Here is an 11,578-nt window from a genome sequence, read left to right as displayed (position 1 = left end):
TCAAATTCACGAGAATATTGACCAAAAAATTGCCCCGACGAATCGAGCGAAAGCGAGATTCAATAGAGTTTGAGCATAGCGAAAACCAAGGGCAATTTTTCCTGTCTTTGGCTTTTAATTGTTTTTAAAGTTTTTAAATACTTTTAGGCATACTAAGAGCCTTTGTTTTCAATACTTCTAGCATAGTTAAAACGAGGTTTACCTTGCATTAAAACGAGGTTTACCTTGCATTAAAACGAGGTTTACCTTGCATTAAAACGAGGTTTACCTTGCATTAAGCGAGTTTGTAATATAACCTCGTCTTAACGAATTAAAAATATAACTCGTCATATGAAAACAGAATTAATAGTTAAAGATAATGCCTTGATTAATGCCAGTTATAACCTTGATTTAGTCGAACAGCGATTAATACTTTTAGCGATAGTTGAAGCAAGAGAATCTGGGAAAGGAATCAATGCCAATGATCCATTAACAGTTCATGCTGAGAGTTATATCAATCAGTTTGGTGTACATCGAAATACAGCTTATCAGGCATTAAAAGATGCTTGTGATGATCTATTTGCAAGACAATTCAGCTATCAAAGCCTTAGCGAAAAAGGCAATGTTATTAACCACAAGTCAAGATGGGTAAGCGAGGTTGCCTATATTGACAATGAAGCTGTTGTTAGACTTATTTTTTCTCCAGCTATTGTGCCTTTAATTACAAGGCTAGAAGAACAATTTACAAAGTATGAAATACAACAAATTAGTAATCTTAGCAGTGCCTATGCCGTCCGTTTATATGAAATTTTGATTGCATGGCGTAGCACTGGACAAACGCCTCTTATAGACCTACATGATTTCAGAAATAAGATAGGTGTTCTCGATACCGAATATAAACGGATGTACGACTTTAAAAAATATGTCTTAGATATTGCTCTAAAACAAGTAAATCAGCATACCGATATTACTGTTAAAGTTGAGCAGCACAAGACTGGTAGATCAATTACAGGATTCTCATTCAACTTTAAACAAAAAAAGTCAGCAACAAAAAGTATAGCTCAGAAGAAAGATGAGCCAATAGTACTCACAGATGCTCAACGTTACTTGTTTGCAGGTAAGTTGTCAGAGCTTCCTGAGATGGGCAAGCTTTCACTCGGTACGGAAAGCTATGAACAATTCGCTGTGCGTATAGCTGATATGCTGCAAGATCCTGAGAAAGTAAAAGAGTTCACTCCATTACTTAGAAAAGTTGGCTTTCAATGAACAGTGTCAATTGACAATGTAAAGTTGACAGTGAAGTATTAACACAAATTGACAACTCGTTTACACTATGAAAAAACTATCAGTTTCAGAGTTAGCAAAACTATATGGGTTTTCCAGACAAGCAATATATGCTCATATCAATAAAGGAAATTTATCAAAGGGAGCAGATGGCTTAATTGATTTCTCAGAAGCTTTAAGAGTATTTGGCGAACCACAAAAAAAAGAGGGTAGTGTCAATAAAAGTCAATCAATTGACAGTCAAAAGTTAACAGAAGTTGACTTGCTCAAACGTCAAGTTGACTTGCTTGAAAAGCAATTAAATCAGGCGCTACTTAGAGAAAATCGATCTTTAGAGCGAGAGTCTTTCTATCAAGAACAAATTGAAGCAATGCAGCGTCTACTAGAAGCCCCAAAAGCCAATATGACTACGTTTACCGATCAAGAACCACCTCAATCAAATACTGCTCCAGTACAACCCGAATCAAGTACCACTGACACGAAGCATGACGGATTGACTACTGCCGAACCTAAACGTATTCCAATCCCTGAACAGGTTGAGATCGAACCAGAAAAAAGAGGCTTCTGGAGTCGGTTTTTCTTACCAAATGGCTAAGGGGCTTGTTCACGGTGACTAAATAAAGACGTGAAACTTTGCTTAAAAAATAAGCGTTGAACATGAAAAGTGCATAAAAAAGCCCAATGTGGAGATATTGGGCCGAGATCAGGGGACTATCGAGTTGATTTATATCACAAAAATAAGTCAATTTCGTATAACGTGCATTATGTTAATTTTAGGAAATTTAAAGAGAGAGGGTCATGCAAGTAAGAAAACTTTTAAAACAAGATTATGAGAACTGGTTAAGTCTTTGGAAAGGATATCAGGACTTCTATAAAGTGAGTTTAACATCAGAACTTTCTAAATTAACTTTTGATCGTCTAATTGATGAAAGTGAAGAAATGGGGTGTTTTGTACTAGAAGTAGATAAGAAACTAATTGGTCTAGTGCACTATATTTTTCATCGTAGCACCTGGACAAAAGGTAATTATTGCTACCTTCAAGACCTATTTGTACAAACAGATAATCGTGCTAAAGGCTGTGGTAAAAGTTTGATAGAAGCGGTATATGCTGAAGCTCATAAAAAAAATTGTTCTCGAGTCTATTGGTTAACTCAAGAAACAAACTATCAAGCAAGAATTTTATATGATCAAGTAGCGATAAATACTGGCTTTATTCAATATCGAAAAAATCTAGTTTAAAAAATAAAAAATGCAGACTTCAACGTCCGCATTTCGCATAATCCGTATTATGTTAATTTTAGATATTTTAAAAAATTAGGACATACATGAACCTTCTATCATTCTATTCTTTAATACTGAAGAATATGGATAAAAACCTTGCTAAGAAACTAGATAAAATTGAGAAAAAATTTACTAATGTTCCATTTAAAAATGACGAAATAGCTAAAGTTAAAATTAAATCAGAATTCGCTTCAAAAATGGGGTTTTCAGTACTTAATTCAGCAACCTCTTTAGCTATAGATGAAGAAAATTTTAATTTTGCATACTGCTTAAAAATTTTAGAACTATACCCAATCAAAAATAACGATTTTTTTTATTGGAATGAGCATATAAAGCTATTTTCAGAATTAGAAAAAAATAATTTTTTAGATGAAGATGTAAATAAACTACATGATTTTTTAGTAAATAATTTTAACTTTACCAATGACTTAAAATATATTATGAGTCATGAAATGCTTAAAAATCCTGGCATCAATATAATACTAATTTTGATTCACTTAGACCACTTAGTTTCTAGAAAATGGAAATTCAAATCAATCTCACTAAACCAAGCATTAAAGTTTAAGTTCAAAAATAAACGACCTTACTTTCCAGCAAAAACTTTTACAGATTTTCTTTTATTTATCCTAGAGATAAATTCAAAGTTTGAGGCAAAAAAAGGATTTAAAGTCGAAATTCTGAATAATATTCCTCCGACTAATGGCTTTCAGCAATGGCTAGATCCTTCACTCGAAGATGAGCAAATTAAAGAGTTCACACAACTAATTAAAAAAGTAAGAGAGAATAAAAGGCTATGTTACTTGAATGAAGTGTATAAGCTCCTGAGGATCCCTTATGGTGAGGGTGGGTTCAATGATGAAATTTATGAGCAAGTATCAGAAGAAAATTATTTATTTTTAAAAAATAAACTGCCAGAAGATAAGTGGTTTGAAAGTATTAATGCCATAAGTGGTCTATGGCTAATATATTTTTGGCAAGACTTTTATTATAAGCATGTTCAAAAAACAGCTAGTATTTCTGCTTTAGCCACATCAGAAGATTTGCTCGTGATATGGAAAGCATTTCTGACGAAATACCCTTCGGAAGGCAAATATATTTGGCCTTCCGAATTGATATTACAAGATCAATAAATCTCTATTTTCGAGGTGGATTATTGTCGCGTCCACCGCCTGAAGGATTACCTGTAGTACTTGGCCAACCTGCTGTGCTCATAGTCTCCATCCTTATTTTGCTTTCGTTGATTTATGATTAGGATTCAATTGTCTGCTACGGTTATCCTGATTCTGTGTATGTTGAATATTATTAGGATTTTTCACTACAGATCGTTGATCATTAGCTGTTTGTGTCATTGCTTTCTCCTTAAAATGTTTGAACATCTGACAAGGAGAGTATGGCTTCAAAAAAACATGCATCTTGCCTGAAAAAGCCCAGAAAAGTACATTTTTTAATCAAAAGAAAAGCGTCATTTAACATAATGGCGGTTATACGAAGTACACTTGTATATTAATTTAAATATCAATCACTTAAAAATTTCAAACCAATCAAAAAATGCAGAAAAAGCCGATTTTGAAACAAATCGGCTTTTTATTGAACGAATTTGTCACTTTCAGCCAATAAAATCGATCAAAAAACACTCAAATTTCGCTTTTCCCCTGATAACTCAATACATCCAGTCCCGAAACTATCCGCAATTTCTGCGGATAAACCTTGGGGTAAGTTTTGAGCAATGTTGTAAGCTCAGGCTGACATGAATTAGGGACCATTGCGTCTATGGCATCCCTGCGAATTTTCATATGATGGGGACATAGAGAACAGGATGTTCCAACACATAAAACAATAATGATAAGTGCAACACCAGGACGTGAGGTACGACAGGAGTTATACCTAAATCACCGATACGAAAAAGCCCAACAGGATGTTGGGCTTTTTTATTGTCTAAATGATTTCGGATAATCCGTATTCTGTTAATTTTAGGAATACTTCAATATCAAGAAGCATTTTCCTTTATCGTTTGCGTAGTTTTTAAAATCGATAACTCAGATTTTAAACTTTGTATATGATCATAAATAAAGCTTTCTTCATATTCTGATGCTTCTTCTGAAAATTCTACAGACTTGTCACCACTTAAAAAACCTTCAATCGCATTAAATTGTTCTTTCAAAAGGCGATTAGCAGCATTTATCATATCCTCTCTTTTCTTAATTTGTAGGAATACCTCTTTAGCTATTCTATTTTGCTCATCTAACGAAGGAACAGGGATAAAGGTATTTAATACATCTTCATCTAAAATTGCAGGATAGCTAGAACCTGTACTAAATTTCCTAAATTGCTCTAAAGTAGAATCTAACCGTAAAGCAAAAAATAAATAAAATGGATTAACTCCATCCTTAGCCTTTAGAACAGAAAAACCCGTTGATGCCACTTCATTATGAAAGCCTATTGGAACTACAGCAATTGCACCCCTCGTAGGTCTACATGTAGATATAAGAATATCGTATGCAGAAACTACTTTTCTTGCTCTAGATGGTGCTTCTTCACCTAATAAGTCTTGATGGTTGTTAACCAATCCAGTTTGTACATCGATGCAAGAAATATCTATGTATTTGAATGCTTCTTCAGGCTCTAGACGTGGATCACGTTTTTCTTTTCGAATTTGGGCAACATCTTTTACTTTCTTCAATAAGGTCGGAGGATATTTTTGTATTCCTTCAGCTGGCAAGTGGAAATCTATGTCCCAACGCTTAGCTGCTAGTAATTTTTCTTTTTCAATAACTAAAGTTTTCATGCCCATTCCTGATTTTGTTTGAATGCTTCTACTGCTGAGTCGATTTCAGATCCATTTTTATATCGACCTGTCGCGTCATAACCTAAATTTTCAACTTCACATAAGAAGGTCACTTCATCATCACTAGGACGACACTTTTCACCATACTTTTGGAATACGCATAGACATGTTTTAACCATCGCCCCATAAGGAGTAAAGGCTTCTTCAGGGAAAAAGAAAATAGCTTTAGTAGCTGCAATCTCAGATAGCCAATCTCGAACAAAGGCTGTGGATTTACCTTTCATAATATGTTCAGGTAATACAATTGCTAATTTACCGTCTGGTTTCAGAAACTGTAGGCTACGTTCTAAACCTATAATTTCTAAAGGTAATGATTTTTTACCACTTCCCAAACTAAAGCGACCAATGATATTCATTGTTTCTTGGCGCATGATGCTACCAAAAGGAGGATTTGTTAAAACAACATCAAAAACAGCTGGGTTTAGTTCTTCCGATGTTTCATCTATTGCAACAATATCTGGATAGTTTTCGAAACTTAAAAGAGCATCTTGATTACGAATATTAGTATGTCCATCATCATGCAATAACATATCTGTCATTGCGATACGTACCATTCGATCTGATTTTTCAATTCCATGTAAGTGGAAAAACTTAACTTCATGCTGAGCATATTCAGTTAAATTTTCATCCTGTAAAACATAGTTCAAAGTTTTAGATAAAAAGTGTCCAGAACCACAGAAGGGATCTAGCACCATATCACTAGCAGTTGGACTAACTACTTTTACAGCTAATTCTGCAATAGGATCTGGAGTGAAATATTGCCCCATCCCTGCTCGAATAGCTGAGGCTAATATTTTTTGGAAAGCTCGCCCTTTAATATCAGTATCACTATCAATTAAAGAAAATTCTTGTAAGCTCTCGACTACTTTAAATAAAGCTTGGTCACTTAAGCGGATATTAGCCTTAAAGACCCCACGAGAACGTGCATATTCTGGAATCCTTTTAGAATATATCTCAATATCGGACTGTTTAGCCTCATCGTATAAACCACGGATATTTGAAGCTACTTCTGAGGCGTTAGCAGCACCGAAAACCTGAAATCTAAAAGGCGTACCAGCAGGTTGTTTACAAGTTTGACGTTCATCATAAATCTTAGTGTAAATAACCTTACATATTTCATCTAATGCTTCATCATCATGTAATCCATCAATATCTCGAATTAAATTATGACTCTCTGATAGTACTCTTTCATAAGTTGCATCTATCGGAGTTAAGCCTGTATCTCGTCCTTCATGTAATAAAGATGGATCAATTTCTCTAACTAATTTTGTTTTAACTGTATTTTCTAAACCATATTCAGGAATATCTGGAATATAGTCAAAATCATTAGGATCGATTTTCTTACGCAATACTTTAGTCGTTTTACCATCAGTAACTAAACCGATAGTTGCATAATGTGTAGCAGCTAAATAACTTTCTAACTGACCTTGAGCGTAAATAAAATCTTCAGTAGAAGTACTATAGTTTTTGGTTTCAATAAGGATAAATGGTTTCCCTATATCATTCTTAATAGCAATATCAACCTGCTTTCTAGCAACTCCCATTGGGATAGTTTCTTCAATAACTATTTTTTCACCAAACCAACTTATTGGATAGCTATAAGAAGTGATAAGCTCCTTTAAAACCCACTGGCGAACAAATTCTTCAATAGAGTACTCTGCTCGTTCATAACTACCATATGTAGAAAAATATTCCTGAGCACGTCTTTTCGCTTCAATTACGTCTGGGCTAGTCTGAAAATACCAATCATTTGGTTCAATAAGATAAAAGTTATTTAAAATCATGCTTTCTCAAATATTACACAATAAGTGTAAAATGTTAAAATTTAGTGTTTAAGCAATATATCATTGATTTAAGGTTTAAAGAATAGGGATTTTAAAAATACACATTAAGTGTATTTTTTTCATAATTTAACATAAAATCTCATCTACGAAATGAAAAAAGGCACTTCAGAGCACACCTTATCCCACTGATCTAAATATTGTTTTCTTATTGATACAAATCACTGTTACTTTCAGGTGCTATAAGGATTCATTGAATAAATTACTACTTATTTTTAATACAGGTCGTGAGCGGAGAACAGGTATGTCTAACTTCTAAGAAAATATCACTGCGGTATGTACGCGGTGCTTAACCAAGCGGATACCAGTACCATTCAAAGTATTTATAATTTTAAAATATCAAAGGAGGTCTAAACCGCCTGTCCCTTAGCTTTGTCTAATACTCGGTAAACAGTTGCCACCCCACAGCCTACAGCCTTTGCTATTTCCTCTTTGGTTAAACCTTTCTTGTTTAGTTCGATAATACGATCATGCTTGGCAGTGTCCGCTTTCTTGCCTGTTGGTTTATAACCTGAGCGTTCTAGACCTTGCTTGATTCTCTCAATACGTTTGTCATTATCCAGTTGTGCCATAGTTGCTAGGAGGTCGATCAACATATCGTTGATAACTTTCATAATCTGACCTGACATGTCGTCATTAAACTTGGCGTGTGTTGTTGGTAGGTCAGCAACGACTAAACGAAGTCCCTTGTCCTTGATACGTTGCTTCAAGATAGCAAAGTCATCTTGCTTAAGTCTTGATAGGCGATCTACCGACTCCACTAGCAGTACGTCACCTTGTTGAGCTTCCTCTAATAAACGGTTTAAGTCTTTACGCTCTAACTTTGTACCTGAATAATTATCACTGTAATGGGCTTGAGTATCGCCATACTCTTTAGCGAACTTAACCAAGTCTGGTAATGCACGTTCTGCGTCTTGTTCTTTTGTGCTTGCTCTCACATAGATGCGAACTGTCATGTTACCCTCGAATTATTATTTAGACTCAATATTAATAGTGTAACGATAATTAGGTATAAAATCTATCTTTTAATCACAAATGATAGTTCTGTGATAAGAATTTTCTTACATGGAAATTTTCTGAAAGTACTATAGTGCAATGAAAGGTTCTAAGGCATAAAAAAGCTTGCACATGGCAAGCTTCATTCAATTTACTTTTTAGTATCAATACCCTTTAAGCGCATGAGAATTTCATGCTGTTCTTTTCTTAACTGTGCCTCTTTTGGAGAAACGTATGTAGATACGTAATTATCAGGATGTCTTCTTCTTGCTAACTCAGGATCGAAAACACCATTTCGATAGTTACCCATATCCTCTTCTGGAAAGTCTTCGAAGTACTCACTCCATTCTCCCATTTTATTACCCTCATAATTGTTGTGTAGTTTTAGCCATATTATATCTACAGAAAAGCCCTGTCATCTGGCAAGGCTTTTGCTTAGTAGATGATACAGAAGCATATCTACGTGAACCAACGGGCAGGATTACCCTGCTAAATTAATTCTGTTCGCGTACATCGGTCTAAACACCTTGCTAATTGCATTTGATAAATATATAAACATCAACCAATTAGTAACACCGATCGGAAAATTAATAAATATGCTTAAAAATATACTTGTTACATTATGCATTTTAGGACTTACAGCCTGTAGCTCTTCAAAGAGTGATTCAGATAGACAACTAGAAAAAGCGAAAGAAGAAGTAGCACTTAATTCTTGCATAGAAAAAGGGGTTAAATATTATCAGGATATAGGTTCTTACCCTACCTTATCTACGGGAGAAAGTGCTGATCTTAAAATCAGAGAAAAATGCGACTTCAATATTAATATGTTTGATTAATTTACTATTTTTCATTTACTTACAAATTAAACCTAATCTATATAACGAACTTACTTTATGAAAATTTTAAGTATATTAACTATTGCTTGCTTGGTTACAGCTTGTGGAAACTCTTCATCATCTCAGCTATCAGCAAAAGATAAAAAAGAGATGATAGTTAAAGGGTGTATGAGATCAGCAGGAGTAGATGTAAATAAACCTAATGACAACGTTTCACCTGAACAACTGGCAGAAATAGAAAAATGCCTTAGTACTTTTGGGTACAAGTTTTAAAAACTTAAATTAACCAACCATTGTTAAACATAAATGGGGGAACAGAAAGTGAAGAAATTAGTTTTAGTAGTATTTTGTGCATTATCTTCGTTGTCCTTGCAAGCACAAGAAGAACCGTTAACATCAACTCAAAAAGAACAACCTACAATTTATGAATTAACGGATAGTAATTCTACTACTCTGCTAATGAATAGGACGTCAAAATATACCCACTTAAAAGTAGATAAAAAAACCTACTATTCAGATGACGCTATAGAAGCTGATTTAAAAAAATGGTGGGTGACCTGCTACAAGAAACCTTTTGATAATAAAAAAGTTTGTTCCATGCATTCAGGTGATCTATCGGTCTTTCTAATAAATGGAAAATACAGTGTAGACGTTGGTAATGATCATTACCCTAACACAAAAGCTGGTTTAAGAATTGATAATGGCTCTGCAATATATGGCTACGAAGGGGAAATTCCGAATCCCCTAAACGTAATTGAAAAGCTAAAAAAAGGAAAAACAGCTTATACCCGTTATCAAGAATGGCCTTACACATACGATGTAGATAATGAAATCGATCTTAGTCGATTTAGTGAACACTTTAATAAAATGCTTAAGCAATATAAAGAACTGTAGGTATAGCACTTTCAACTAAGGGGATTTCTAATCCTTACCCTTTTAGCATCTTTCTTCTTTAGGGAGAGGTTCTGCCCCCTAACACTTACTCTAATTTAATAATGTAATCTGGTGTCAGTTTAGAACTTAGCATTCTAATGGTGCTTACAAATTAGAGTTTAATACTCTGTACATGTGCTACTCCAATTTCATACACCAACTTTAAACTGTATTCAGATAAGAGTGCGCTCTATACGATTAGCTCAAAATGAACTAATTTTTAATTATTTTCCTGAATAAACTAAAGTTTATTAAAACAAAAAAATATATAATAACTTCCCCAATTATTTAAAGGAAAATTAATGTCAGAGAAAAATACCAAAATACTCCAACACGCACTTGCTAGCAACCGCAGTCAAATTACAAGACTCCTATGGGAACAGCGAAAGATACAAGCACAATTAGTTACCGATCCTGAGAAAAATAAAAAACTTTATGCACTGTCTCAAATCATGTACGTCAAAGTGCTGGAAGAAGAAGTTGATGATTCTACAAGCACAAGAGCTTGCCTCAAGAAAATTCAAAGTACACTAGACACAGAAGACTTCACCTTCTGCTCTAATCACAAATATGATGTATTCAGTAGAGGACCTAGCTTATTTAAGCTTTATGCAGAACACCCAATTCAACAAAGTTTAGTGAAAGGAAAGTATCTTGGTAAACGGACTATCCGAAATACGAAAACCTTACAGCAAGTTTTGAAATGTATTCTTGAAGCGAAGATCCAACAACAAAAGGATATGCTGATTGCTGAATATAAAGCCTTGCGTAAACAGAAAGATGCTGAAAACAAATTATCTGAAACGGTTGATGTCAATTTAGTGAAAAAATCTAGTGATCGAGAGTTACTGATATTACTGAAGTCAGGCCTTAACCTGTCTCAAAAAGATTTAGCTGACCGTGCTGGCATCAGTGTAAGTACATTAAAAAGAAGAATTGAGAAGTTTAAAGAGTTAGGTTTGATGTAGCAGGTTCTAGAGGAGGTTGCGTCATACAGACATGCTCCTCTTTTTCTATTCAGATGCAGCACCTTTTAAAGTCATGTTGTAAGTAACAGAACGAGTGTCTACGAGTGATCATCCAAAATTCGCACGTAGACTCTCTGAAAAACAGCTTTTTAGGCTGTGAAGCCTAAATAAGCGCAAATCACATGCAGAAATTTGAGCCTAGATCGAGCATAGCGAGTAAAAAAGCTTTATGAGCGGAGCGAATTCCGAGTTGCTTTTGATCTTGCTTTTGCTTTTTCTCAAATTCACGAGAATATTGACCAAAAAATTGCCCCGACGAATCGAGCGAAAGCGAGATTCAATAGAGTTTGAGCATAGCGAAAACCAAGGGCAATTTTTCCTGTCTTTGGCTTTTAATTGTTTTTAAAGTTTTTAAATACTTTTAGGCATACTAAGAGCCTTTGTTTTCAATACTTCTAGCATAGTTAAAACGAGGTTTACCTTGCATTAAAACGAGGTTTACCTTGCATTAAAACGAGGTTTACCTTGCATTAAAACGAGGTTTACCTTGCATTAAGCGAGTTTGTAATATAACCTCGTCTTAACGAATTAAAAATATAACTCGTCATATGAAAA

General features: G+C 34.4%; 13 protein-coding genes. 8 read left to right on the top strand and 5 right to left on the bottom strand.

The genetic code is table 11. The features are described from left to right. Nucleotides 1-330: 330 nt before the first annotated feature. From repM to E0H94_RS17975, 4 genes are all read left to right on the top strand, one after another. Nucleotides 331-1,245 (top strand): replication initiation protein RepM, encoded by a 915-nt coding sequence (gene repM, locus E0H94_RS17990; protein ID WP_131327740.1) that lies wholly within the window; start codon nucleotides 331-333, stop codon nucleotides 1,243-1,245. Between the two features lie 67 nt (nucleotides 1,246-1,312). Further along, a complete protein-coding gene (locus E0H94_RS17985; protein WP_131327739.1) occupies nucleotides 1,313-1,858 on the top strand; it encodes a plasmid replication DNA-binding protein in 546 nt (181 codons plus the stop codon). Nucleotides 1,859-2,061: 203 nt separating this feature from the next. After that, complete coding sequence (locus E0H94_RS17980; RefSeq protein ID WP_131327738.1) at nucleotides 2,062-2,502, top strand: GNAT family N-acetyltransferase; 441 nt, start codon at nucleotides 2,062-2,064, stop codon at nucleotides 2,500-2,502. A 125-nt stretch (nucleotides 2,503-2,627) separates the two neighbouring features. Next, nucleotides 2,628-3,674, top strand: coding sequence for a hypothetical protein (locus tag E0H94_RS17975; protein ID WP_131327737.1), 1,047 nt, complete (start codon nucleotides 2,628-2,630; stop codon nucleotides 3,672-3,674). Nucleotides 3,675-3,767: 93 nt separating this feature from the next. On the opposite strand, the gene E0H94_RS18955 is transcribed toward E0H94_RS17975, so the two are convergent. From E0H94_RS18955 to E0H94_RS17955, 5 genes are all read right to left on the bottom strand, one after another. Further along, nucleotides 3,768-3,893: a hypothetical protein gene (locus tag E0H94_RS18955; protein ID WP_261503490.1), complete on the bottom strand. Its 126-nt coding sequence runs from the start codon at nucleotides 3,891-3,893 to the stop codon at nucleotides 3,768-3,770. Between the two features lie 638 nt (nucleotides 3,894-4,531). Then, nucleotides 4,532-5,329, bottom strand: coding sequence for a restriction endonuclease subunit S (locus E0H94_RS17970; RefSeq protein WP_165495635.1), 798 nt, complete (start codon nucleotides 5,327-5,329; stop codon nucleotides 4,532-4,534). After that, a complete protein-coding gene (locus tag E0H94_RS17965; RefSeq protein WP_131327735.1) occupies nucleotides 5,326-7,173 on the bottom strand; it encodes a restriction endonuclease subunit M in 1,848 nt (615 codons plus the stop codon). Before E0H94_RS17965 ends, E0H94_RS17970 begins: the two co-directional genes overlap by 4 nt. A gap of 407 nt (nucleotides 7,174-7,580) precedes the next feature. Then, complete coding sequence (locus E0H94_RS17960; protein WP_131327734.1) at nucleotides 7,581-8,186, bottom strand: recombinase family protein; 606 nt, start codon at nucleotides 8,184-8,186, stop codon at nucleotides 7,581-7,583. Between the two features lie 191 nt (nucleotides 8,187-8,377). Next, the gene (locus E0H94_RS17955) at nucleotides 8,378-8,581 is read right to left on the bottom strand and encodes a hypothetical protein (protein WP_131327733.1); all 204 of its coding nucleotides are present in this window, start codon (nucleotides 8,579-8,581) and stop codon (nucleotides 8,378-8,380) included. Between the two features lie 172 nt (nucleotides 8,582-8,753). Here E0H94_RS17955 and E0H94_RS17950 point away from each other — a divergent pair, with 172 nt between their 5' ends. The 4 genes from E0H94_RS17950 (at nucleotide 8,754) to E0H94_RS17935 (ending at nucleotide 10,963) form a co-directional block, all read left to right on the top strand. Continuing rightward, entirely contained in the window at nucleotides 8,754-9,062 is a 309-nt protein-coding gene (locus tag E0H94_RS17950) for a hypothetical protein (RefSeq protein ID WP_131327732.1), read from the top strand. A 57-nt stretch (nucleotides 9,063-9,119) separates the two neighbouring features. Next, nucleotides 9,120-9,335: a hypothetical protein gene (locus E0H94_RS17945; RefSeq protein WP_131327731.1), complete on the top strand. Its 216-nt coding sequence runs from the start codon at nucleotides 9,120-9,122 to the stop codon at nucleotides 9,333-9,335. A 48-nt stretch (nucleotides 9,336-9,383) separates the two neighbouring features. Continuing rightward, nucleotides 9,384-9,956 carry a hypothetical protein gene (locus E0H94_RS19020; protein WP_131327730.1) on the top strand — a complete coding sequence of 191 codons (573 nt, stop codon included), beginning with the start codon at nucleotides 9,384-9,386 and terminating at the stop codon, nucleotides 9,954-9,956. Nucleotides 9,957-10,297: 341 nt separating this feature from the next. Further along, entirely contained in the window at nucleotides 10,298-10,963 is a 666-nt protein-coding gene (locus E0H94_RS17935; RefSeq protein ID WP_131327729.1) for a winged helix-turn-helix domain-containing protein, read from the top strand. The last annotated feature ends 615 nt before the right edge of the window (nucleotides 10,964-11,578 follow it).

This window comes from Acinetobacter sp. ANC 4173 (assembly GCF_004331255.1).
In the GTDB taxonomy this organism is placed as follows: Bacteria; Pseudomonadota; Gammaproteobacteria; order Pseudomonadales; family Moraxellaceae; genus Acinetobacter.
Note: the sequence above shows the minus strand (reverse complement) of the source record. Positions and strands in the feature narration are given on the sequence as shown.